This is a genomic window from Mucilaginibacter sp. P1_A3, assembly GCF_056406855.1.
Genome location: NZ_JBFTZJ010000019.1, coordinates 34,110 through 59,388 on the forward strand (window position 1 = coordinate 34,110; position 25,279 = coordinate 59,388).

Annotated in this window: 23 protein-coding genes; 10 read left to right on the top strand and 13 right to left on the bottom strand. The window is 40.8% G+C overall.

All coding sequences use genetic code 11. The features are described from left to right. Positions 1-228 precede the first annotated feature (228 nt). Together lysS and AC1D0K_RS29730 are read left to right on the top strand one after the other, a co-directional pair. Complete coding sequence (lysS, locus tag AC1D0K_RS29725; RefSeq protein ID WP_477392599.1) at positions 229-1,950, top strand: lysine--tRNA ligase; 1,722 nt, start codon at positions 229-231, stop codon at positions 1,948-1,950. Between the two features lie 232 nt (positions 1,951-2,182). Then, complete coding sequence (locus AC1D0K_RS29730; RefSeq protein WP_295719400.1) at positions 2,183-2,404, top strand: hypothetical protein; 222 nt, start codon at positions 2,183-2,185, stop codon at positions 2,402-2,404. Positions 2,405-2,491: 87 nt separating this feature from the next. On the opposite strand, the gene AC1D0K_RS29735 is transcribed toward AC1D0K_RS29730, so the two are convergent. After that, entirely contained in the window at positions 2,492-3,040 is a 549-nt protein-coding gene (locus AC1D0K_RS29735) for a DUF2892 domain-containing protein (protein WP_295719402.1), read from the bottom strand. A 72-nt stretch (positions 3,041-3,112) separates the two neighbouring features. Between AC1D0K_RS29735 and ung the strand changes: the two genes are divergently transcribed. Then, positions 3,113-3,790, top strand: coding sequence for a uracil-DNA glycosylase (gene ung, locus AC1D0K_RS29740; protein WP_477392602.1), 678 nt, complete (start codon positions 3,113-3,115; stop codon positions 3,788-3,790). 147 nt (positions 3,791-3,937) lie between these two features. Here ung and AC1D0K_RS29745 read toward each other — a convergent pair whose 3' ends face one another. Next, the gene (locus AC1D0K_RS29745) at positions 3,938-4,408 is read right to left on the bottom strand and encodes an Lrp/AsnC family transcriptional regulator (protein ID WP_295719405.1); all 471 of its coding nucleotides are present in this window, start codon (positions 4,406-4,408) and stop codon (positions 3,938-3,940) included. Positions 4,409-4,537: 129 nt separating this feature from the next. Here AC1D0K_RS29745 and AC1D0K_RS29750 point away from each other — a divergent pair, with 129 nt between their 5' ends. The 3 genes from AC1D0K_RS29750 (at position 4,538) to smpB (ending at position 7,642) form a co-directional block, all read left to right on the top strand. Further along, a complete protein-coding gene (locus tag AC1D0K_RS29750; protein ID WP_477392604.1) occupies positions 4,538-5,191 on the top strand; it encodes a metal-dependent transcriptional regulator in 654 nt (217 codons plus the stop codon). Continuing rightward, positions 5,188-7,092, top strand: a complete 1,905-nt coding sequence (locus tag AC1D0K_RS29755; protein ID WP_477442116.1) for an Nramp family divalent metal transporter — start codon at positions 5,188-5,190, stop codon at positions 7,090-7,092. The genes AC1D0K_RS29750 and AC1D0K_RS29755 overlap by 4 nt, the downstream gene beginning before the upstream one ends. Positions 7,093-7,189: 97 nt before the next feature. Next, the gene (smpB, locus tag AC1D0K_RS29760; RefSeq protein WP_295719411.1) at positions 7,190-7,642 is read left to right on the top strand and encodes an SsrA-binding protein SmpB; all 453 of its coding nucleotides are present in this window, start codon (positions 7,190-7,192) and stop codon (positions 7,640-7,642) included. Between the two features lie 142 nt (positions 7,643-7,784). Here the strand turns inward: smpB and AC1D0K_RS29765 are convergent, their stop codons facing one another. From AC1D0K_RS29765 to AC1D0K_RS29775, 3 genes are all read right to left on the bottom strand, one after another. After that, positions 7,785-8,444 carry a protein-L-isoaspartate(D-aspartate) O-methyltransferase gene (locus AC1D0K_RS29765; RefSeq protein ID WP_295719415.1) on the bottom strand — a complete coding sequence of 220 codons (660 nt, stop codon included), beginning with the start codon at positions 8,442-8,444 and terminating at the stop codon, positions 7,785-7,787. A gap of 309 nt (positions 8,445-8,753) precedes the next feature. Next, positions 8,754-11,243: a replication restart helicase PriA gene (gene priA / locus AC1D0K_RS29770; RefSeq protein ID WP_477392609.1), complete on the bottom strand. Its 2,490-nt coding sequence runs from the start codon at positions 11,241-11,243 to the stop codon at positions 8,754-8,756. A gap of 123 nt (positions 11,244-11,366) precedes the next feature. Further along, positions 11,367-11,756 (bottom strand): DUF423 domain-containing protein, encoded by a 390-nt coding sequence (locus AC1D0K_RS29775; RefSeq protein WP_295719419.1) that lies wholly within the window; start codon positions 11,754-11,756, stop codon positions 11,367-11,369. Positions 11,757-11,841: 85 nt separating this feature from the next. On the opposite strand from AC1D0K_RS29775, the gene AC1D0K_RS29780 reads away from it, so the two are divergent. Further along, positions 11,842-13,431 carry a hypothetical protein gene (locus tag AC1D0K_RS29780; RefSeq protein WP_477392612.1) on the top strand — a complete coding sequence of 530 codons (1,590 nt, stop codon included), beginning with the start codon at positions 11,842-11,844 and terminating at the stop codon, positions 13,429-13,431. Positions 13,432-13,569: 138 nt separating this feature from the next. Next, the gene (locus AC1D0K_RS29785) at positions 13,570-15,009 is read left to right on the top strand and encodes a DUF5723 family protein (RefSeq protein ID WP_477392614.1); all 1,440 of its coding nucleotides are present in this window, start codon (positions 13,570-13,572) and stop codon (positions 15,007-15,009) included. 185 nt (positions 15,010-15,194) lie between these two features. On the opposite strand, the gene tsaB is transcribed toward AC1D0K_RS29785, so the two are convergent. From tsaB to rpmH, 4 genes are all read right to left on the bottom strand, one after another. Continuing rightward, positions 15,195-15,887, bottom strand: coding sequence for a tRNA (adenosine(37)-N6)-threonylcarbamoyltransferase complex dimerization subunit type 1 TsaB (gene tsaB, locus AC1D0K_RS29790; RefSeq protein WP_477392616.1), 693 nt, complete (start codon positions 15,885-15,887; stop codon positions 15,195-15,197). Between the two features lie 7 nt (positions 15,888-15,894). Then, entirely contained in the window at positions 15,895-16,137 is a 243-nt protein-coding gene (yidD, locus tag AC1D0K_RS29795; protein ID WP_477392618.1) for a membrane protein insertion efficiency factor YidD, read from the bottom strand. After that, the gene (gene rnpA, locus AC1D0K_RS29800) at positions 16,134-16,535 is read right to left on the bottom strand and encodes a ribonuclease P protein component (protein WP_477392620.1); all 402 of its coding nucleotides are present in this window, start codon (positions 16,533-16,535) and stop codon (positions 16,134-16,136) included. The genes yidD and rnpA overlap by 4 nt, the downstream gene beginning before the upstream one ends. Positions 16,536-16,614: 79 nt before the next feature. Next, positions 16,615-16,773, bottom strand: coding sequence for a 50S ribosomal protein L34 (rpmH, locus tag AC1D0K_RS29805; RefSeq protein ID WP_184542896.1), 159 nt, complete (start codon positions 16,771-16,773; stop codon positions 16,615-16,617). Positions 16,774-16,907: 134 nt separating this feature from the next. Between rpmH and AC1D0K_RS29810 the strand changes: the two genes are divergently transcribed. Then, positions 16,908-17,786, top strand: a complete 879-nt coding sequence (locus AC1D0K_RS29810; RefSeq protein WP_477392623.1) for a ChaN family lipoprotein — start codon at positions 16,908-16,910, stop codon at positions 17,784-17,786. A gap of 88 nt (positions 17,787-17,874) precedes the next feature. Here AC1D0K_RS29810 and mscL read toward each other — a convergent pair whose 3' ends face one another. Next, complete coding sequence (gene mscL, locus AC1D0K_RS29815; RefSeq protein WP_295719432.1) at positions 17,875-18,279, bottom strand: large-conductance mechanosensitive channel protein MscL; 405 nt, start codon at positions 18,277-18,279, stop codon at positions 17,875-17,877. A 152-nt stretch (positions 18,280-18,431) separates the two neighbouring features. Here mscL and rpoN point away from each other — a divergent pair, with 152 nt between their 5' ends. Then, complete coding sequence (rpoN, locus tag AC1D0K_RS29820; protein WP_295719434.1) at positions 18,432-19,907, top strand: RNA polymerase factor sigma-54; 1,476 nt, start codon at positions 18,432-18,434, stop codon at positions 19,905-19,907. A gap of 187 nt (positions 19,908-20,094) precedes the next feature. Here rpoN and AC1D0K_RS29825 read toward each other — a convergent pair whose 3' ends face one another. The 3 genes from AC1D0K_RS29825 to AC1D0K_RS29835 all read right to left on the bottom strand — a co-directional run. Beyond that, positions 20,095-21,111 (bottom strand): PorP/SprF family type IX secretion system membrane protein, encoded by a 1,017-nt coding sequence (locus AC1D0K_RS29825; protein WP_295719435.1) that lies wholly within the window; start codon positions 21,109-21,111, stop codon positions 20,095-20,097. A gap of 294 nt (positions 21,112-21,405) precedes the next feature. Further along, a complete protein-coding gene (locus AC1D0K_RS29830; RefSeq protein ID WP_477399486.1) occupies positions 21,406-24,927 on the bottom strand; it encodes a PKD domain-containing protein in 3,522 nt (1,173 codons plus the stop codon). A 157-nt stretch (positions 24,928-25,084) separates the two neighbouring features. Continuing rightward, positions 25,085-25,279, bottom strand: a 195-nt coding sequence (locus tag AC1D0K_RS29835) for an integrase core domain-containing protein (protein ID WP_477441934.1), incomplete at its 5' end; no start/stop codon positions are given.

A 25,279-nucleotide genomic window follows, 5' to 3' on the forward strand; every position in this document is an offset into this window, starting at 1 on the left:
GATTAGGCATAAATTGGTGAGCTAATGTAAGTTGTTTTTTGGGGAATACAAACAGCCCAGCCAAATACTCCCCCTCTATATAAATACGCAATATTTTGTGTCTCAGCATACAAATACCATCACGCAAATTTCCGCTGAACAGACGAAGACGCAAAATATTGCATCTCTACAGCCTACAACTCATTAAAAACGCTATTTTTGCACCTTTATTAAAATACCGTTCAAAACATGAGTATTGCACTATCCGAACAGGAAATTATTCGTCGCGAATCTTTAAAACAATTAAGGGCACTGGGCATTAACCCATACCCTGCCGAAGCTTTTGATGTTAACGCCTGGGCACAGGATATTACCGATAATTTTGCAAATAAACCCGAGGCCTACCAAAATGTAGTTATCGCCGGCCGTATCATGACGCGCCGCATCATGGGTAGTGCATCATTTGCCGAGATCCAGGATTCAACCGGGCGGATCCAGATCTACCTGAAACGCGATGATATTTGCCCTGATGAAGATAAAACTTTATACAATACCGTATTTAAAAAATTGCTTGATCTGGGTGATTACGTAGGTGTAAAAGGCTACGTTTTTTTAACTCAAACCGGCGAAATTTCTGTTCACGTACGTGAGCTGATCGTACTTTCAAAATCCTTGAAACCTCTGCCTGTTGTAAGGCGGGATGATGAAGGGAATATATATGATGCATTTACAGATCCCGAAATGCGTTATCGCCAGCGTTATGTGGATTTGACGGTTAACCCGGCATACAAACAAATTTTCGTCAACCGCTCCAAAGTTATCAGCAGCATGCGTAACTATTTTAACGCGCAGGGCTGGATGGAAGTGGAAACCCCAATATTGCAGCCAGTGCATGGTGGCGCAGCGGCCCGTCCGTTTGCTACACACCATAACACGCTGGATATGCCGCTGTTTTTGCGCATAGCCAATGAGCTTTACCTTAAACGCTTAATTGTTGCGGGTTTTGATGGTGTATATGAGTTTGGTAAAATGTTCCGTAACGAGGGTATGGACCGCACCCACAACCCGGAATTTACCGCCATGGAAATTTATGTAGCCTATAAAGATTATATCTGGATGATGGCCATGGTGGAAGAATGCCTGGAAACTGTTGCCAAAGCCGTTCATGGTATCCCGGTTGTACAGGTAGGTAATAATGAGATCAACTTTGCAGGCCCGTACGAAAAACTATCTATGTATGATTCCATTCTGAAATACACAGGTATTGATGTATCTGCGATGGATGAGGCAGCATTGCGTGAAACCTGTGCCGACCTGAAAATAGAGGTTAACCCAACCATGGGTAAAGGAAAACTGATTGATGAGATCTTTAGCGCTAAGGTGGAGCACAACCTTATCCAGCCAACCTATATTACTGACTACCCTATAGAAATGACCCCGCTGGCCAAAAAACATCGTACAAAAGATGGCTTGGTTGAGCGTTTTGAGCTTTTTGTAAATGGCAAGGAGATAGCTAACGCGTACTCTGAATTGAATGATCCTATTGATCAGCGTGAGCGTTTAGAGGAGCAGCTGGTGCTGGCCGGCCGTGGCGATGATGAAGCTATGGCGATGGACGATGACTTTTTACGCGCACTGGAATATGGTATGCCGCCAACATCGGGCTTAGGTATCGGTATCGATCGCCTGGTGATGTTGATGACCAATCAAAGCACTATACAGGAAGTATTGTTTTTCCCGCAGATGCGCCCCGAGAAAAAAGCCAGGGTTGCTACCGCTGATGATTTTATTAATGCAGGTGTACCTGCAGAGTGGGTGCCTGTACTAAATAAAATGGGCTTTAACACTGTTGAAGAACTAAAAGCCGGCAATCCCAATAAAGTATTTAATGACCTGGGCGGAATGCGCAAAAAATTAAAACTTGATATTACCATGCCTGCTAAAGAAGTGGTGATGTCCTGGTTTGAGTAAGAAAAAACTATCTGAAACCGGAATTTATCGAATTAAGGAATTTATTGAATTGAAGTTATTCATTCTGTTAATTCTTTAATTCTATAAATTCGGGTTCAGACAATCAATCCATAGCGTAATCAACGCAAATACCCTGCATCATCGATAACAATTTGTTAATGAAAGCTTAAAGCAAATACTACTTTGGGTTTAATAATGATGGTTATACTTGTAATAAACAATAATTACAAAAATGATGACGAATTCAATTCTGGAGATTACCGAAAATGAATACCTGATAAAGCTGAACAGGAGCAATTTTAACCTGTCGTTTATCAGGAGTTTATTGAAAATGGTTGAAGTGTCAAACCCAACCGAAGAAAACGATTACACCTATAGCGACCATGTGGTAGTACACCCCTACCAAAATCACTCGGCCACTGCTGATTATTTTAGCGCTATTGACGAAAAATAAAAGGGACCCATTTTTGGGTCCCTTTTATTTTTTTGTTCTTTTGTCCTTATCCCGGTATCTTTCCTCAATAAGCCTGTAGTTCTTTTCTTAGAACTGGCGATATCCGCCTCTTACTACCTGCTTATCCATCTGTGCCAACTGGCCTTTCATCATCTTTATCTGATCGGTAAGTAATTTATTCTTATCATCTTTTGATGCTTCGGACAGGTACATTTGCGCTTCGCGTTTATTCCGTTTTGCCATTGAGATACCTGCCAGGCTCAATTTAGCCAAAGCTATATTGTGCGACATTTTCATGCCCAACTGTAATGATTTCTTAAAATATTTTTCAGATTTCATCGGCGCTTTGCGCGATTCGATTAAACCGATCAACAGATTATAATAACCATGCTGATTTTTGTGTAATTGCTTTTCGTAGTCGGTTATCTTCAATAACCACGCTTCGGCTTTAGCCGAGTTCTCTTTACGCAGAAAATACTGCGATATAATCATATTCTCATTAAAAAAGAAGCTTAGCAGTATGATACCGCCAAACAACAATACCAGGATGCCCCAGCCCCAAAAGCTAAAAGCACAAAGCGCAACCGCTGCTCCGAAGAATACACACGCTACAATTAAACGAACTATATTTGACATAATTTGTGATACATATATTAACTGCAAATATCTGTTTATTTGCACGCTAAACCAACATCTATATAAATATTTATGGCGAATGCATTACACCCATCATGGCTTGCAGTATTAGAGGAAGAATTTGGCAAACCGTACATGGTAAAACTGAAACATTTTTTACAGCAGGAGAAAGAAAGCGGGCAGGTAGTATACCCCAAAAGCGCTGATATCTTCAACGCTTTTAACACCACGCACTTTGAGGATGTGAAAGTGGTGATATTAGGGCAGGATCCCTATCCTGGCGCTCACCAGGCGCATGGCCTCTCGTTCTCAGTACAAAAGGGCATTGCGATACCGCGGTCGCTTAAAAACATCTATAAAGAGCTGGAGGCCGATATTCCCGGTTTTAAAACCCCAGCCCATGGCAACCTGGAAGAATGGGCCAAACAAGGCATACTATTATTAAATTCAACACTCACGGTAAGAGCCGGCGATTCGGCCTCACATCAAAAAAAGGGATGGGAAGAGTTTACAGATGAGGTGATTAAAACCATATCTGATAAAAAAGAAGGAATTATATTTATACTATGGGGTAACTTTGCCCAGTCAAAAGCGGTATTGATCGACGAGAAAAAACATTTCATCATCCGGTCGGCCCATCCATCCCCCTTCTCTGCCGAAAGAGGTTTTTTTGGCAGTAAACCATTTTCAAAAACCAATGAAATTTTAAGGAAAGAAGGTAAGGCGGAGATAGATTGGCAAATAAGTTAAAAAAAGAGTCAAGAGATTAGAGTCAAGAATCAAGACAGCTTCAAAAACAAAGGGCGAAAGATTCTGATCTTTCGCCCTTTGAGCTAAAGCCAAAATCAAGATAGATTTATCTTGATTCCTGACTCTAATTTCTTGACTCTATCCTACCTAATACTCCAACGGCACAATCGGCTCTTTTTTACTGGTTGACATGATCATCATCGTCTGGAATGTTTTTACTACGGTAATGCGGCTTATTTTTTCCATGATCAGTTGCTCGTATGATTTAATGTCTCGAACATAAACCTTGAGTAAAAAATCGCACTGGCCGGTTACGTGATGACACTCGGTAACTTCTTTGATAGTTTTTATTTCATCCAAAAAGGTTTGGATGGTATTTTTTTGATGAAAATCAAGCGAAATCTGGATAAAGGTTTTTATGCCCAGGCCCAGTTTCTCCTCATCCACCAACGCATGATAACTTTTTATATAGGCCGCGTTTTCCAATTTACGCACACGCTCAAGCGTTGGTGCCGGTGAAAGCCCTATTTCGTTTGATAGTTGAAGATTGGTTATTCTTCCGTTTTCCTGTAAAATCTTGAGTATCTGTAGGTCTATTTTATCTAATTCAGCAGCCATAGTACTTGCAAATATAATATTTTCCGCATTTCACGAAATTAAATTTCACTTAAAACGTGTAAAACAAAAATATATTTCCTAACACTTCATATTTTAGATAAGTCTAAATTTTTTATTAGATTTGTATAAATGAACACATTAGCCGAGGAGAACTATTTAAAGTGCATTTATCACCTGGCAATTGATGCCGGCATAGTGAGCACCAATCAAATTGCAGCTTCCTTAAATACCAGGGCGTCATCAGTTACTGATATGCTGAAAAAGCTGGCTGATAAGGCTTTGATCAACTACACGCGTTACCAGGGTGTAAGCCTTACAGATGCCGGCGAGAAAATTGCAATAGGCATTATCCGCAAGCATCGTCTTTGGGAATACTTTTTGGTTGAAAAACTTAATTTCAAATGGGACCAGGTGCATGAAATGGCCGAAGAAATGGAACACATTTCATCAGAGGAACTGATAGACAGGCTTGACGAATTTATGGGCCACCCCAAACATGACCCCCACGGCGACCCGATACCTGATTGTAACGGCAATTTTAAATCAGTGGAGTTAAAACCTGTCTCGGCTTTAGCAGTTAACCAATGCGGCGTTATCTCGGGCGTACGCGATCACTCATCTCCTTTTTTGCAGTATCTCGAAAAACAGCAACTAACCATTGGCAAAAAAGTGACAATAACCGATATAATTGAATACGACCACTCTGTGGCCTTAAAAACCGAAACCGAAAAAGAAATATATATCAGCCGCGAGGTTGCCAATAATTTACTGATATCCTTATGAATACAAACGAACATAACCCTTCATTAGGTAACGTACATAGCTCAGTTAACCCCGAAAGTAAAACCGGTTGGCGCAGAATCATGGCCTTTTTGGGCCCAGCGTACCTGGTTAGCGTAGGTTATATGGATCCGGGTAACTGGGCCACAGATATTGCCGGCGGCAGTGCCTTCGGCTACAAGCTTATTTGGGTATTGTTTGCATCAAACCTAATTGCCCTGTTGCTGCAATCATTGGCGGCAAGGCTGGGTATCGTGCGTGGGCTCGATCTGGCACAAGCCTCTAAGCGTGCGTACCCGCGCTTTGCAAACTTTTGCCTGTATATACTGGCCCAGATAGCCATTATCGCCTGTGACCTGGCCGAGATCATCGGTATGGCTATCGGTTTAAAATTATTATTTAACCTGCCGCTCATTTGGGGCGTATCCCTCACCATAACCGATACCGTGCTGATGCTTTACCTCATGAACAAGGGCATGCGGAAACTTGAAGGCTTTATTATATCGATGATTTTCATCATTGGCCTGTCGTTTTTGGTAGAGATGTTTATAGTATCGCCCGATGTAGTAGATATAGCGAAAGGCTTTATCCCATCCAACCTGTTTAAAAACGATGCTATCAGCCGGCAAATGCTGTATATAGCTATTGGTATAATTGGGGCTACCGTAATGCCGCATAACCTTTACCTGCATTCATCACTGGTACAAACCCGCAAGATCACCCGTACAGATGAAGGCATGAAATGGGCTATCCGGTTTAACCTGTTTGATACAGTGATTGCACTTAACCTTGCTTTTTTTGTAAACGCTGCCATACTTATCCTTGCTGCAACCGCGTTTTTCAAAAACGGTTATTTCCAGGTTGCCGAGATCCAGGATGCTTATAAACTACTGGAACACATTTTTGGACGAATAGCGCCTGTGCTTTTCGCCATCGCGCTGATAGCATCCGGCCAAAGCTCCACAATTACAGGTACGCTGGCTGGGCAGATCATTATGGAAGGTCACATTAACCTGCGTATTGAGCCATGGTTAAGGCGTTTACTTACCCGTGTGCTGGCCATTGTGCCCGCCGTGTTTACTATACTTTATTATGGCGAAGATGCATTAGGCAGCCTCATCATATTAAGCCAGGTGGTGCTAAGCCTTCAATTGGGCTTCGCGGTGATTCCGCTTATTCATTTTACATCTGATAAAAAAAGGATGGGAAATTTTGCCATCAGCCTTAAAGTAAAAATAGTGGCCTGGGCCAGCGCTATACTCATAGTAGGACTTAATGCTAAATTGGTATATGATCAAATTGGCGAATGGTTAAAGGAAAACAAGCAATCGGATATATACATTTATATTTTTGTTGTACCCATAGTAGTTGGCATTTTTGTATTGCTTATATATGTTTTCCTGAGGCCACTGCTTTATAAACATACTACCCAGGTGGCCTATGTTGTTCCACACGGTATTGCAACTGCTATTAATGAACTTGATGCCATTACCTATAAGCACTTAGCTATTACCATTGATTTTTCAAAGAATGATAGTGATTGCCTTCGCCATGCCATTATGCAGGGCGGCAAACACGCGCATTATACACTCATTCACGTTGTTGAAACCGCCGGCGCACGTTATTATGGCGGGCAAGTGATGGATAACGAAACCCAAAGCGACGTTGATAATTTAGATAAATACGTTGAAGTAATGAAAAGGCTTGGCTATAAAGCCAAAGCGGAAATTGGTTACGGTAACCCGGCCAGTGCCATTGCCGATATAGTTAATAAAGACGGGATAGATTTTATAGTGATGGGCTCGCACGGGCACAAAGCTATTAAGGACCTTATATTTGGCACAACCGTTAATTCGGTGCGGCACAAGGTGAATGTTCCTGTGCTCATAGTGAAACCACAATAGCCTAAAGTTAAAAAACAGACGTTATGCCGCCCCCTTCCTGGAGATTTAGCGGGGGCCAATTTTTTATGTAAGTTTGCAGCTTTAGCAGCAGAATATAATGGCCGAGGATAAAATATATATTAAGAACAAGAAAGCTTATTTTGAATATCACGTACTGGATAAATACGTGGCCGGTATTAAATTGCTGGGCACCGAAATTAAATCCATCCGTGAGGGTAAGGCAAATATCAATGATGCTTTTTGCACTTTCATTAATAACCAGCTTTTTGTGCGTAACCTGCACATAGCCGAATATTCTTACGGTTCATTCTATAATCATGAAGCCAAACGCGACCGCGTGTTACTGCTCAACAAAAAAGAGCTAAAAAAACTATTAACCCGTGGCGAAGAAAAAGGATTGACCATTATACCCCTTGCCCTATTCATCAGCGAACGCGGTTTTGCCAAGCTGGAAATAGGCCTTGCCCAGGGTAAAAAGACTTTTGACAAACGCGATACAATGAAAGAGCGTGATACCAAGATAGAGATGGATAGGGCGATGAAACGTTGATTTCGGATTTGGGATGTTCGATTTCGGAATTTTGATTTCCGAATTGATGAGTTATTTTTTCTGATGATAACTGAGATAAGATATTCCAAATTTCAATTCATTTAAATAAATCCGAAATCGAACATCCCAAATCTCAAATCCTTTACCACGCTTTATCCCCTACCAAAGGCACAAACCTAAAGGTATCCAGCACTATCTTTTCGTAATCGTGCTCGCCAACTTTAAGAATTGTAACCATTTTTTGGGTGTCTTCATCGCCTACCGGTATAACTAATATACCGCCAATGTTCAATTGTTTTAATAGCACATCCGGTACAGTGGGAGCGCCGGCAGTCACAATAATTTTATCATATGGTGCATGTTGCGCTATACCTATGGAGCCATCGCCACAAAAAAAGTGGGGCTTATAACCCATCTTTTCAGGTAGCACATATTTAGTTCTTTCGTACAGCTTCTCTTGTCGTTCGATGGTGTATACGGTAGCACCCATCTCTAATAAAACACAGGTTTGATAGCCCGATCCTGTACCAATTTCCAGCACTTTATCACCCTTGCGGATGTGCAGCAGCTCGGTTTGGTAAGCAACGGTGTATGGCTGTGAAATGGTTTGACCCTCGCCTATCGGGAAGGCAATATCCTGGTATGCCTTGTTCCAGAAAGTTTCAGCAAAAAAGTAATGGCGCGGTATTTTCCCTATTGCCCTCAGCACTTCTTCATCCCGGATACCTTTTTTTTCCAGGATATCCACCAATCGCTTACGGGCACCTTTTTCGCGATAATTATCAATATATTTCTGAGCCATTACACAGTAAAGTTAGCAGGATTTTGGGGATTTTGGGAGAGCTTTCTTAGCTTGAACGGATAATCCATTAACTGTAAGCAAGAAAAAAACTTTAAGCTGTTATAATCCACCGATTAACAAAAAAACACCATTTCGAGGCAGGAGATTACTTCGCGCTTCGCGATGACGTTTTTGAAAAAAACTTTTTGTCATCCTGAACGGAGTGAAGGATCTATTCTCAGACTTTACAGGGCGAAGAAACATGGCGAATAATAGATCCTTCACTCCGTTTCAGGATGACAAACCTTTCAAACGACTTAGAGAGCAAAATCAATAAGGATCCACATCCGGCTGTACAATACTGCCTTTGCTCAGTTTGGTAGTTTGAAACTGCACAATTACATCTTTTAAAATAGCTTTAGCTTTCACAATGGAGATGCCATCCTTTTCAAACTTAAGCATGATAGATTTGATGTAGAAGTTACGGATCCTGCTGATCAGGGGTGCTTCCGGACCAATCACCCGGTCGCCAAAATGTTTGCGCAGTTCATTGGCCAGGTATACAGCCTGGTTATACAGAACCTCGGGATTTTTATGCTTAATATCCAGGTTAATGATGCGGTAAAATGGTGGATATTTAAAGCTTTTACGCTCGGCCATTTCGGTAAAATACAAATCGCTGTAATCGTTTGCTATTACCTGTTTTATCACCCGATGAAAGGGATCATAGGTTTGGATAACCACTTTCCCCTGCTTACCCCTCCTGCCGGCCCTGCCGCTCACCTGCGCAAGCATCTGGAAGCTGCGTTCATTGGCCCTGTAATCAGGAAATTTAAGCAGGCTATCGGCATTAATGATGCCGATTAGGGTAACATCGCTAAAATCCAAGCCCTTGGCAACCATTTGTGTGCCTACTAATATATCTATCTTTTTCTCTTCCAGATTATTCAATATAGTTTGCAGCGAATTGCGTGACCGTGTAGTATCCAGGTCCATGCGGGCAATGCGGGCCTCTGGTAATAAAAGGCTTAGCTCATCTTCTATTTTTTCGGTACCAAAGCCTTTGTACTCCAAATGGGTTGAACCACAGGCCGGGCAAATGGAAGGCGAATCTTCTTTATAACCGCAATAATGGCAATGCAGTTTACCGCTGCTTTTATGATAGGTAAGGCTTACATCGCAATTGATGCATTTAGGCGTGAAAGCACAAATTTTACACATCAGTACCGGGGCATAACCACGGCGGTTCTGAAAAAGGATCACCTGCTCTTTGTTGGCCAGGGCCTCGTTTATACCAGCCATCAATACACTGGTGAAATGCGATTGTATAGTTTTTTGCTTGGTTTCTGCAGCTATGCTCACTACCTCAACATTGGGCAGCTCTACTCCGCCAAAACGTTCAGTTAGTTCGGCAAAACCATATTTATGAATCCTGGCATTATGATAACTCTCAAATGATGGTGTGGCCGAACCTAATAATACCTTACCCTGGTGTGTATTGGCCAAAAAGATGGCCGCATCGCGGGCATTGTAGCGTGGCGCCGGATCAAATTGTTTGTACGAAGTTTCATGCTCCTCATCTACGATAATTAACCCAAGATCATTAAACGGCAGGAACAACGATGAACGGGCGCCCAGTATCACTTTATAATCGTTATTTAAAACCTTTTGCCAAACCTCTACCCTTTCGTTATCATTAAAACGGGAATGATAAACACCAATATCGGCACCGAAATAAATCCGGAGCCTTTCTATAATATGGGTGGTTAACGCAATCTCTGGCAGCAGATAAAGCACCTGCCTGTCGTCGCGCATCATTTCTTCAATAAGCCTGATATAGATCTGCGTTTTCCCGGATGACGTTACACCATGCAGCAGCGTTACATCCTTCTCCTTAAATTGGGTGCGGATACTTTCCAGTACTTGGGTTTGTTGTTCGCTTAAATCAAAATTGGTAATGGCATCCGGGTCCTCCTCAAAATGCAGGCGACTAACATTTTTTTCTTCTGCCAACAGAATATCTTTTTCAAGCAGCGCTTTAATGCTTGACTCCCCTGCACCGCTTTCCTCAATCAGTTCGTTTTTGGTAATTGCCTTTTGATGCCGTGATAGCTTGATATAGGCCAGCAAAGCATCGGCCTGTTTGGGCGCACGTTTTTCCAGTATCGGGAAAAGCTCGCGCAGGTTTTCGGGATTATTATAAACCGGGTTAAGGGTAATAAATGTGCGCTTACGTGGTTTGTAACGCTCGCTCACTTCCTCGCTGATGTGAATGAGGTTTTTCTCAAACATCACCTTTAAAATAGGCATCACTATTTTTTGGCCAAGCAGCTTGGCTATATCACTTATAGTAAGTTCGGGCTGAATATCCAGCGCCTCTACAATCAAAAATTCCTTATCATGTAGGGCCGACCGATCTATATCAAATTCCTTATTAAGTTGTATGCGGGTTTCGCTGGCCAGTTTAAGGGCTGCGGGTAGCGCGGCATTCATCACCTCGCCAATGTTGCACATATAATAATCTGCAACCCATTGCCAAAAGTATAACTGATGGGGAGTAACCACCGGGCGATCATCCAGCACCTCAATGATATATTTGGCCTCATATTTTTCCGGGGCCAAGGATGTGATCTCTTTTATAATTGCCGTATACAATTTGCTTTTACCAAACTGTACCACTACCCTTTTACCTATAGCCACAACATCGTTTTGCTCAAAGGGTACGCGGTAAGTATAGTTTTTTGAGATAGCCAACGGTAAAATCACTTCAACAAAAAGCGTTTTACGATCGGTGTACTCAAATTCGGCAAACTCTAACATGGTGTATTTTTAAAAGAATTAAGAATTAAGAGTCAGGAATCAAGATTAAAAACTTATGATATTGTCAATTAAATTCAAACTCTCCGGTTTTGATTCTGGGCTCTTCACTCTAATTTAAAACTCCTATTTATATCTAAAAGCGGCAATGGCCAGCATCAGCCAGCCTAAAATGAATAGCAGGCCACCCAGCGGAGTTATCGGCCCCATGTAGATCAGCCAATCCCAACCAATAAGTTTTCGGCAGCTTAGGAGGTATAATGATCCCGAAAAAAATATGATACCAAAGGTGAACAGGTAATAAGAGGCTGAAATCAACTTACTTTTTGTAGTATCCTTAAAGGTTGAAAGGAACAGTAAAGCAAATACGTGATAAAAGTTATACTGTACTGCCGTATGCCATACTTCAAGCTGACTGGCTGATAAAACCGCTTTTAACCCATGCGCGCCAAATGCACCGGTTATAACAGCCAACATACCTAAAACCGAAGCGGTGATGATTATTTGTTTGTTCATGCAGATATAAAAAGCTAAGTTAACCAATTGAAAGTATTACTTTAATGGCGCAGGGTAAAATTCTATCTTTGTAAAGCAAACCGCAATGAAACGACTGATAGTTACCACCTTAATTTTACTTGTTGCCACTGTATTCATTACGGTTGTTTATTTCAAAAATTTAAGTCCGCCGGGCGTACGCAACAACCAGGTGATGCAAACCATCCCCGATAATGCTGTTGCTGTATTTGAGTTTAATAACGAGAAAGGTTTTTACGATATTTTTAACGGTAATCAGCTGTTAAGCGGAGTTATTGGTAAGGGTAAATTAAGTGATCTTGATACCCTGCGAAAGCTATTACTATCGTCTCCGTTCTCTGATGGATTCTTTTCCGGGCAAAACGTTTTTGTGTCCGTCCACCCCACTAATACAGACGACGTTGACCTATTGGTGACTACTACCGCAGCTACAGGTTTTGACCCCGATGCCTTTGCCAAAATAAGTAAGCGGCCTAAAAACGGTCTTACTTTAATTACCCGGCATAACGCCATCGGTTTGGAGTATGATATATTGATAAAAGCCATCAATAAGCACTTTTACATTATTAAAAAAGAGGATAATATTTTTGTAGGCAGCTTTTCAAGATCGCTGATCAATCAAAGTATATTGTACCGTAACGATAAAGGGAAAAACATTTTTGTTCCACTTCCAGATCAGCAAAACTCCAACTCCCTGGCAAATCTATATATCAATTACAGGCAATTGTCGCCCGTGTTCGATCAGTTTTTCACCAATAAGAATACAGATATTTTTAAAAGTTTCCGGCTGTTGCCTGCCGTTGCGGCGCTTAGCTTAAACTACAAAAACGATGCGCTGATGTTTAACGGCACTACCAGCTTTAATAGCCATACCTTTAGCTATTTAAACCTGTTTGCCAACCAACAGCCGGTTATTAATCAATTGAAAGATATATTTCCTGCAACCACAGCTTACAGTATCAATTTCGCGGTATCTGATCCACAAAAATTTGCCGCCGATCTTTCCCAATGGCATAACAAAGCTGGGGTGAGCAAAGAAAAGGACCTGCTATTTGGTAAAATAAGGCAAGAAACCGGCATGTTTTTAAAACCCGAATTTGAACATTTATTAAGCAACGAATTTGCTATAGTAACCACCCGTTACCAGGAAAAATATGCCATAGTATCTGTTAAAGATGGATCAAAACTATTGCCGTTAATGATGAACATAAGCACCATGATAAATGATAATATGGGGCAGTTTAATTATGAAAAATTGCCGTTTTTTTTATTGGGTGATGCTTTCAGCATTTTCAGGAAACCCTACTTTATGATCATTGATAACAACCTGGTACTGGCTGCCACTCCATCAGAACTGGTAAGTTATACTGATACTTACATCAATCGTAAATTCATCAGCAAAACAGCGCGGTATAATGAGTTTAACGATTTGCTGGCCGAAAGAAGCAATGTGGCATTCTTTATGAACTTTAAAAATGCCCAGCCTATACTGAAGCGTGATCTTAAAACCTCCGTTTATGATGCCTTTGAAAACAATCAGCCCGGCTGGAAGAACTTTTATGGAGCTGCCTATCAATTTACATCATCAGACAAAAACTTCTATACTAATTTTTGTATGCAGTTAAACAGTGTGGATACAATAAGGGTAAATAAGTAAATTATTTGTACCATTACACAACTACATTGCACTTAATACGTTAAAACTGCTGATTAATTTATTCTTTTTTATCGATAATCAATTTTACATTTTATCTTTAAAGAATCTTAGAAATTAAGGCCAGGCGAAATATTATATATGAATAAAATTTACATTTTTTTTTGCTTATTGCTCTTTTCCTTCTCGGTTTCTGCCCAGCAATTTTCACAATACAACACGGGTACGCTTTATGATTCGTTTGAAAACCCTTCGGTAAGGTCATTCATCCCCGATTCAAGCAAGCAATATGCATTCAATTTTTTTATACCAAACTTTAATGCCAACGCATATTTAACGGGTGATATCCAACAGAGCGTTAAAAGCAGGATATTTTCCAGTGCACCCTCATACAATTCTGGTAAGGTAACAATAGGCAAAGGAAAAATAAATCATTTTAATGCCAACGTAAATGCCTATGCTATTATGCTTAAGTCATTTACCAGTCTTAACGGCGATGTTGAGATGGGGTTTTCGTACCAGACAAAATTAGAATCGCGCGGAACACTCACGGATGAAACCGCAGCCCTGCTTGATGGTGGTTCAAAATTTGCAGATGGCGCCATCTATCAAAATATTTTTAATAATCATTTTTTGATGCAATCCTACAACCAGCTAGGGTTTTCATACCGGGAGCGTATCAATAAGCAGTTTGCATTTGGTTTCAAACTAAGTGCATTATTGGGCATAAAGTATTCAAAGTTTGATATCGAGGGCTCGCAGGCTCAATTTAATAAGCTTACCGACGAAGCACTTATTACCATGCGTGGCCGCTACTATTCAAGTTATATACCGGGGGCAGCATCTGCCCGCGATTATTTACCAACGTTTCGCAGCCCCGGAGCATCAATTACATTAGGCACATCATACATTACCGATGATAAAATAACGATACAGGCTAATATTAAAGACCTTGGTTTTATTCACTGGAGCGGCCGATCAACAACATCTGATTTTAACAATACCGAACTTTATACAGGACTTGCATCAAATCATCGTGAGGATAGTATTTATAATAACACCCTCAATATATTCAGAAGCGCCCAGATTATAAAGTCATTTACCACAAAAACAAATGCTAAAGCTGAGTTAAGCGCGGCAAAAACATACTGGATAGATTATGATAACAACTTTAAATACACACCAACACTTGTGGGTTCAAAAGAAGTATGGTTTACCGGCTTTACAGCGGCCCTTGTTAATCATGTGCAATATCACAACTATACAGGCAGTATCATTGCCAGCTATGACGATTTGAAGCTATTCAATGTTGGCGCACAATTTATGTATAAAACCCCCAATATTGAATTTTACATAGGCTCGGAAAGATTATTGAATACCGGACAACTTACAATGGCCGCGTTAGGTAACCAAACACAAATAGACCATTACGGCTCCTATTCTGGAATGGATATATATTTAGGATTTTCGATGAAATTTGGGTCGGTAATTGAGCACCCGATGAACGCCAGCTATATCCCCATGGGCGAAAAAGGCTTTTTTGGAAGATTATGGGGGCGAATATTTAAAACTGATAAGTAATTTTAGGAGAGTCAAGAATCAAGAGTTAAGAATCAAGACAAAAAAAGCGTAATGGCTAACTCTTGTTGTATCCACCTCTGCGATGTTTACTTTAATTTAATTATTCACCAGACCTTTTCTTGATTCTTAACTCTTGATTCTTTGTCTTGATTCTTGACTCTTAACTCTTGATTCTTTTACCTCTATTACAAAGCTTTCTTGCCGGCAATAAAATCTTTCAGATAATAAGGTTCAAAGTAAGCCACATCTTCAAAATCATTATTCTTGAATTTTTCGGAGGCCCTTTGGGTAAGGTAAATAGCCGAATTTTCAAAACTATTTATGAACAGCGCATTGGGATTGGAGCCCAAAGCAACCTGGCATTTATCGGCGCCATCGCCAAAAAATAAAACCTGATGATCTTTCAGCAGTTCGCTAAAGCTATTTTCATCAATAATATCTGCAGCCGTTGCTCTTAGTTTTTCGCCATCGGTGTTAAACACAGCGCAATAAACTTCCATGCGGCGCGCATCTATCATGGGGCATAAAAGCGTGCCTTTGCTAATTACAATATTGGGATCATTGATAATGCCATAAGCCATAGCTTCAAGCGTTTCAATTGCTATAAGGGGCTTATCTAATGCAAAACACAACCCTTTAGCCGTTGATATACCTATGCGCAAGCCAGTATACGAGCCAGGGCCACAACTTACCGCAATGGCATCCAGGTCGTTATAGGTAAAACCGGCGTTGGTCACCAGTTCTTCAGTAAATAAAGTGATTACTTCGGCGTGTTTGTTGCGCTCATTTACCTGCTTAAAAGCCAAAACTTTGCCATCAGCCGCCAAAGCAACCGAGCAGGATGTAGTTGCAGTTTCAATTTGTAAAATGAGGCTCATATTAATTTTATGGTACAGGGTCATGGCCATGCCCACCCCAGGGGTTGCAGCTGGCAATCCTTTTTATGGTTAACCACCCGCCTTTAAAGGCACCGTATTTTTTTATGGCTTCCACACCATACTGGGAGCATGTGGGCGTATACCTGCATGATGCACCCGTTAAGGGCGAGATAAAATATTGATATATTTTTATAAGCAATATAAAAATACCACCAATAAGTGCTTTAATCAACCTTACCAGCCCCATCATACAACAGTATCATTGGTTGCCACTAATTGTTGCGCAAGCTGGGTTAGCAGCTTCAGCATCTTTTTCTCCATCAAACTATAAGGAGCAATCTCCTTACCAATATACCCTATCGATAGCACAATTGTTTTATCGGCAGCTTGCAGCAAATGGTAAAGACTTTGTTGCTTGTGCAGCCTGTACGCTTCACGCATACAGCGCTTTATTAAATTACGATCAACCGCGCGCTTATAGCGCCGTTTGGGTACCGCAAATAATACCTGTACAGGATACTGCTGTGGCTCGGCATTATACAACCAGGACACCTTAAAAGGATAACACAAAAAAGAAGAGCCGCTATGAAAAAGCTTATCAATAAGCCTTTTATTACATAACCGTTCTTCTTTTTTAAAAGTATACATAGTTGCCTTATTGGAACCGGGGTTTAAGCAGGTAATCGGTATCCATTGGTTTACCTACTGGCAAACCATCGCAACCGGTTTATGCTTTGTGACTACCCTCGTCAGAAACTGATAATCTTTTTCTGCCTTTAGCTCTTCTGGCTGCTAATATTCTCCTACCGTTAGCAGTTGACATGCGTTCACGGAATCCGTGTTTATTTCTTCTTTTTCTTTGAGAAGGCTGAAACGTTCTTTTCATGGCTATTTTATTCTATTCGTCGTTTTAAAAACAAGAGCGCAAATGTAGTAATATTTTGAAACTTTTCAAACACTATTTTTCTTATTTGTCATTCTGTTTTTGTTGGTGTAAATTAAACGTTTTAAAACCATAATATGAAATCAGCCGGCATCCTTTTACTTATCTGCCTACCTTTTATAACCATGGGGCAGGAAATAGCCGCTTCCCACTATAAAATATATAATACATCAACTCAAAAACAGGCAACAGTTAGTGATATTATTAACAGTATGAACAAGGCTGATGTATTATTTTTTGGCGAAGAACACAATGACTCCACAGGACATATATTGGAATTTGAGCTATTTAAAGAGCTGGAACAACAATATCCACATAAAACGGCCTTATCTATGGAAATGTTTAGCACCGATTGCCAACTGGTGTTAAATGAATACCTGGCAGGCCTTATCCGCGAGAAAAACTTAATCAGCGATGCCCGCACCTGGCCTAATTATAAAGATTACAGGCCGCTTGTTGAACTTGCCAAACAAAGCGAGGCTCCCGTTATAGCAGCTAACGCACCCTCCCGGTATACCAATATGGTTACACGCGGCGGTTTAACCAGCTTACAGGAACTGGATGCCCAGGCCAAAACCTACCTTGCCCCGCTACCTATTGATACAGCTACAGGTTTATATTATGATAAATTTGTAAAAGTAATGGGTGGGCACAGCGCCATGGCGGGTATGCAAATTTATCAATCGCAAAACCTTTGGGATGCTACCATGGGCTGGTCAATTGCCAAATTTTATAAAAATCATTCAGGTTTTAAAATACTGCAGCTTAATGGTGGTTTCCACAGCGAAGAAAAACTGGGCACTGTGGCCCAGCTAAAAAAATATGCACCCAATGCAAGGTCAATCACCGTAGCAGCCTATGCCGATGACAATTTTAACAACCCCGATTGGAGCAAATTTAAACAACTGGCAGATTACATTATTTTAACCGATCCGAAGCTGCCACGGAGCTTTTGATTAGGGTTCGGGGATTGATATTTAAATATTTTTATTTCATCTGCCGCCCCTCGCAACACGCAACACGAACCCCGCCACCCGCAACAGATTATTTTTTTACTGCTAACAGATCACGGATCTCGGTAAGTAAAACTTCTTCTTTTGTTGGTGCAGCTGGTTCTGCCGGGGCAGCTTCTTCTTGTTTTTTAAGGGAATTTATTCCTTTAACAATAAGAAATATACAAAAAGCCACAATCACAAAATCGATTACATTGTTGATAAACAAACCGTAGTTGATAGCGGTTTCCGGGACTTTATCCACTGCTGGTTTAAGTACATACTTAAGGTTTTTAAAATCAATGCCGCCGGTCATCATGCCAATGGGAGGCATAATAATATCAGTTACCAATGACGTCACAATTTTACCAAAGGCCGCACCGATAATAACACCCACTGCGAGGTCAACAACGTTGCCGCGCATAGCGAATTCCTTAAATTCTTTTACGATAGCCATAAGATTTATATTTAGTTTATCTAAGGTAATAAATAAATTTTTATCGTATTCAAACAAATTATTTCATTCGGTATTTAACTTCATTGTCCCAATTACTATAAGTTATTTTAAAGTTAATGGTAATTGATGTATTTTTGAACACTTAGTTAACTATGCTTAAACAGAATCTTCAACAAAAACTTTTACAAAAGCTTTCGCCGCAGCAAATACAATTTATAAAATTGCTGCAGGTGCCTACCGTTTCCCTTGATACCCGTATTAAAGAGGAGCTGGAAGAGAACCCGGCACTCGAAGATCTTAGTTTAACTAATTTGAATGATCCTGTTGAAGAATACCCCGACCGCGACCCCGACGAAGACACTTTTAACGGTGACGAAGAAAAGGGAGAGATGGATGAATTTAACATTGACGATTACCTGCAGGATGATAGCGTGAACGATTACGGCTCCCGTTATGATCAAAATGGTGATGATGAAGATGAGCGTAAAGAGATCCCTATCGCTGTTCAAAGCTCTTTTTTTGAAAGCCTGCAGCTACAGCTGGATTTGCTCCCTTTAAGTGATAAAGATTTCAGGATAGGTAAACAGATCATCGGCAGTTTAGATGATGACGGCTATCTGCGCAGACCCATTATGTCGCTTACTGATGACCTGGCCTTCTCACAAAATGTAATGGCCGAGGACGAAGAAGTTGAAGACATGCTGAGGGTGATACAGGGTTTTGACCCAGCCGGTGTAGGTGCACGCAGCCTGCAGGAGTGCCTGCTGATCCAGCTCCGTAAAAAGGACCCCAATGACCCTATCATAAAAAAAGCGATTATTGTTGTTGAACAATACCTTGATGAATTTACCCGCAAGCATTATGACAAGCTGGAGAAATCATTAAACATGGACTCTGACGAGTTACGCGGTGTTATCAACGAAATTTTAAAGCTGAATCCCAAACCAGGAGATTCGAATGAAGTTAACACCAAGCAAATGCAGGTTATACCTGATTTTCATATCATCAACAATGATAGTGTGTTAATACTTACACTAAACTCCAAAAACGCTCCTGAATTACGCGTAAGCAGATCATACCAGGAGATGTTTCAGCATTATGATAAGGCTGCTCAAAAGGATAAAAAATTAAAAGAGGCAGTACAGTTTGTAAAGCAAAAACTCGATTCGGCAAAGTGGTTTATTGATGCCATTAAACAACGCCAGCAAACGTTGCTTAAAACAATGAATGCCATTATGCAGTACCAGTACGAGTTTTTCCTTACCGGCGACGATAAAAATTTAAAGCCCATGATCCTGAAGGATATTGCCGACAGGATAAATATGGATATATCTACCGTATCTCGTGTGGCCAACTCAAAATATGTACAAACCGAATTTGGTACCTTCCTGCTAAAGTCCTTCTTTTCTGAAGCGATTCAAACAGAAAGCGGCGAAGAGGTTTCAAACAAAGAAGTTAAAAAGATACTGGAAGAACACATCGGCAATGAAGACAAACATCATCCGCTGGCCGATGAAAAGCTTACCGACATACTCAAGGATGCCGGCTATAACATAGCCCGCCGTACCGTAGCCAAATACCGCGAACAAATGAACATCCCGGTTGCCCGATTAAGAAGAGAGCTGTAGGCAGTTTGCAGTTGCCGGTGGGCAGTTATCGGTGGGCAGTTAGCAGATAGTAAAATACTTAAATAAAAATAGCGATGAGTTTGAGATTCATCGCTATTTTTATTTAAGATATTTCCAGAATTATTTGCGAGCCTGATTGTCCTTTTGAAAAACTGCAAACTGCAAACTGCAAACTGCAAACTGCTAACTAAAAGGTATGCTGCGGGCAGGTAACCTTGTAGCGGTTATTAAGCAGGATACCGATTACAATTTCGTGCGAGCCGTTGCTTACTGTATTTAGTGCCGAGGTGGTAAAATCATAAGAATATCCAACGTTTACAAATGAGCTAAGGTTAAAACCTACCAGGGCTGCAAATGAATCATTACGACGATAGGAACTTCCTATCCAGAATTTATCCTGGAATGACATCTTCAAATTCAAGTCAAACGTTGTAGGCACCGGCTGTATCACTTTTACCAGCACCGATGGCATAAGCGTTACATCATCTGATAAAAAGAGCTTGGTGCCCGCCGTAAAGAAGTAATGCGGTACGGTTTTATTTTGTGTTGCACTGGTTGAAGTGGATACATAAAGGTTTTGCGGTAATACCTGCTGTACCGATACGCCAAAAAAGTAATCAGATGCATAGGCCCATACCCCTATCCCCAAATCGGGTTTCCATTGATTATTATTGATATTGTTTAAAATAGGATCCGTTGGATCGGCAAAATGAACCTGGGAAAGATTTAACACATTGTGACTCACCCCTGCAGATACACCAACCGCCAGGTTAAGCCTGTTGGTAATACCAAGATGATAAGCATAGGTAGCATCAATATTGGTTTGTGTAATAGGGCCGGTTTTATCAGATACCAAAGTTAGCCCGATACCATGGTGTGGTTCGGCAGCCTGGTATTGCTGGGTGTATGATCTGCTTGATGGATTAAGCCCCCCGCCTGCCGGGAAAGCTGTGGCATCTCCTTGCAAAAACTTATCTCCAATAGGTGCATTTATAGTTAAATAACCGGTTACGGGGGCACCTTCAAGCCCTGTCCACTGGCTGCGATAACCCGCTTTTACATCTGTATAATTTTCAATACCTGTTAAAGCAGGGTTTAAAAGGTAGTTATTGAAAATATATTGGGTGTACTGCGGTTTTTGCTGCGCATATGATGACTGCGCAGCCGCTATAAAAAATACAATTGCGTATAAAATTCTCTTCATTAATTTATCTAATGATGGTAGCTACATATCCCGAAATAACCCTACGTTCGTTTTTAGGATTTATTACATAATATAATAGGTTGCAAACAGAAGTTTATCTTCTTTGTCCAGCCCCCCCTATGGATATAATAACCAACTGACGAATATAACCTTTCTCCGTATCTGTTTTATGCCTCAACTGTATTATTTGTAAAATTTCGATTTACCTTACCTGATAATAGCTACATGAGCAGGTAAATTCTTCGCCGGCTTATCAAATATAACGTCCGGTGAGGAATGATGACGCTAAAACAATTACCTGATTATAGTAATGCTCCCGGAAACAGCCTTACGCCCATTTTTAGGATTTATGATATAATAATAGGTGCCCGAAGAAAGATAGGTGCCCTTATACCTCCCATCCCATGGGATGGTGTACCCCATGGAAAAAAATATCTTTTCGCCGTACCTGTTAAATATTTCAACCGTATTGCTGGGGTAACTATCTAAGTATTTAATATCCCATATATCATTTTTACCATCACCATTTGGCGTAAACGCGTTGGGTATCACCAGGTATTTCAAAACCTTAACGGTAACATCGGCCGAGCTTGAGCACCCCTCAGCCGAAGCTACTGTAAGCCTGTATGATGTGGTTTCTGTAGGGCTTGCTACCGGATTTAAAATATCGTCATGATCCAAACCGGTTGAAGGGTACCATTTATAACTTAAAGCATGCCCGCTCGCCGATGCCTTTAATGTAAGCTTCTCCCCTTCCAGTACCGTTTGGGCGACATCCGTAGTTACAGTTGGTGAGGCGTAAACTGTAATTTGCTGTTTTACTGTATCCGGGCAACTGTTGGCTGTACTATAAATATAACTGATATTTGCTATGCCGGTACCCGCAACAGAAGGGCTGAACAATCCGCCGGAGCTTATACCATTACCAATATATACACCATTACCTGCAGGGCCGGTAATAGTTAAAGGATTAAGCTGAAAAGGGTTATCCTCCGGGCAAAAAGATGGCGACTGAGCAAAGGTTATTAGGTGTGTTGCTTTTACAACAACAGAAAAATCCTGCGTATTTGCACATGTACCACCAGAATATGCAGCTACATGTACATTAAAAGTATGGTTGCCATCAGTAAATTGTGGGTAAGTGTACCGCAGCTGTTGCCCAAAATCCGGGTGTTCATATACCTTTAATGATGCGGCATTGGCCATATCAAAAGTAACTTCGAGCCGGGTGATGCTGCCGAAATTAACCGTCGATCGATTTTCAAAAAATACTTCTTTGTTGCTGCACAGAGCGGCAGGATCAGGCACCACAACATTGGCTTTAAGCATATCGCCGTTAACAACCAAAGTTTGGGTTTTGGTGTACACACAGCCATATTTAGTTGTAACTTTTAAAGTAACCTGGTAGTCACTCCTCGCCTCGGTATAATGATGCCTTGGATTTTTTTCGGTAGATGAATTATTTGCGGCACTGGCATGCATATCACCAAAATTCCACTCATAAGTAAAACCGGCTTCACTATGGTCTGTAATGGAGCTATTATCTTTAAACTGAACAATATCATCAACACAGGCATCAGGCAAAATAAAATCAACTACAGCCAAATCACTTATGGTTATTGTTTTGGTTTGAGGCAAGCCCACACAGCCATTTGCATTAACCACGGATAATTTCACGGTATAAATACCTGGAGCCTCATAAAGATGTGTAAATTGATTATTATCAGACTTTTGAACAATGGCAGCACCATCGCCAAAATCCCAAAGCCATTTTGTAATGACACCATCAGCGCTTGTAGAGTGATCTGTGAAGGTAATGTCCTGCCCTGCGCAGGAGGGGGACAAAAAATCAAAATTAGCAACGGGTAAATTTGTGATGCTAACAACCACCGGATCTGACACATCCTCACAACCGTTTTCGTTGGTAATAGTAAGCCTCACATTATAATTACCGGCGTGCTCATAAACGTGCGATGGATTTTGTACAACATCAGAATGCCCATCGCCAAAATCCAAAAGCCAGGTTTTGGTTTCCCGGCCAAAGGTTTCTGATACATCTTTAAAAACGGTAGCATCACCTAAACATGAGCCCACGAAATTGAATTTTGTGACCGGTAGCGATGAAATGTTAAAATCAAGTTCAACATCCTCATTTGAACCGCACTCATCGGCAACCGGGTTAAATACAGTTGCTACCACGCTGTAATTTCCTGTCGCGTAAATTTTATCATCCCGATATTCATACGAGTAGAGTGTTTGATCTCCTTTAACTGTTGTTGATTTAACAATTGGATTATTATCGAGAAAAGTGGTGCCATTTTTAAAATCCCATTTAATACTGGTTGTTTTAAATGGCAGGGTTAACTGTAATTTATAAGTTGCATCTGTACACCCATTTAGCTGCGTTGTACTTTTTTGAGGATCTTTAAGAGCTATAAACTCGGTAAGGTTTTTTAGATTGGCCCCGGCGGCATAACCGTATGATTCGGCTGTGCCAAAGCCATAGGCTATGGCATTAAAACCATCAGAAGCACTAATATGATGTACGCCCTTATTAACCTCAATTTGTGCATATGAATAAGCAGGATTACCCGCCACAGGCACAAAATTAGTATAAGGATTGCCATCGAGCGCAAAAGTGGGCACCGCGCTCGTTTTAATAATCACATTAATAAAATTATAAATGATTCTGAAATTACCCGTTGAATTTAAGGTGACATGATCAAGCGTTTGTTCAAGTGGGTTAAGGTATATCATTTCCGGATCGCCCGTATCCAGGTTTGCATCCACGCAATTAATAGTTTTAAATTGTGTTACCGCATACTGAACAACCTGTACCTGTTTATTGGCACTAATAACGTTGGGGGTATTTGAATTAAATTCGTAATAAAGCCCTCCGGAAAATTCAGATGGCGAAATATTACGCCCGTTTAAATTTACAATGGTATTGGGATCGCTCAATACAATCCTGAAAACATCATAATTGCGACTTTTTAATGGCGCTGTTATATAATTCTTCCCCCAGGAAGCCGTTGGGTATACCTGCTGAAAAAGATTATCAGAGGTATTATTTACGGTGTTGCAACCTATGAGTATTTTTGAACTCCCGGAAAACACAGCTACCTTTTTACAAGAGCCGGCCTGCGTGCTTATTGTGCGGATGCGTGTACCAGTAAGATCATTAACGGCAAGCGCCTGGTATACCTGGCCTTTGTTTAAAATGATGGTGAAAGGTTTTCCCGGGGCCTCTCCGTCGAGTAAATATGTGGTGGGTGTTATTTCAACGGTAGTTTTATCCTCGGTGCCAACAACTGCAAATGTGGAATAGGACGGTTTTTTTTCTGTTAGGAGAGCATTGGATAACTGCGTGTAATTAATAGATACATAATCCTTACCAAGTACATTTACCGGCAGCAAAAGCGTTGCGCCCGAAACACTCTGCGCAAAAATATGGGCATATACGGCTATAGGTTTTTGTGAAGTGATATGGATTCCCTTAGTTGAAAAACCTTGCTGATCAATAAAGGCACTTGCCGGTATGGTAACTGTAAGTATCCCCCTGGCAGTTACATCATAGTTTTCAGAAAAAGAGCCATCGGCAATAGAAACGTTTACTGTGGTATTAACATCTGCAGTAATATAAAGGTTCATTTTGCTCACATTACCATTAGGATCTGTTGTTGTTGGGGGAGTAATGTGATCCATATAAACCGTCCAAAACTCGGTTCCCTGGTTTGAAAAGCCGCCCTGAGCACCGGCACCTAAACTACAGCACAGCAAAATAAAGACCGAAATTATCGCCCGTAAAAATTTCACCCTGATATATAAATGTTTATTTGGTCTTGTTTATGTACACGTTAAATATAAAACTACTTTTTTAAAAAACGTAATGTTATAAATAGGAGATATGAAGCACATACCCACGCGTCATTGCTGTAAGGGTTTAGTAATTCGGTAACAGAATCAGGTATTTTTATTTGTTGTTTAGGGTGACCATATCGATAGGTTTTTTACCATTGATGCCCTGATGTGGTCGTTCCCAGTTATAATAAACAAGATATTTGAGGAGTTCATCTTCCAGCTCTTCAAAGCTGTCGAAATCGGTATCTTCAATAAGGTCTTCTTTAAGGGTCCTCCAAAAGCGTTCCACCTTGCCGTTGGTTTGCGG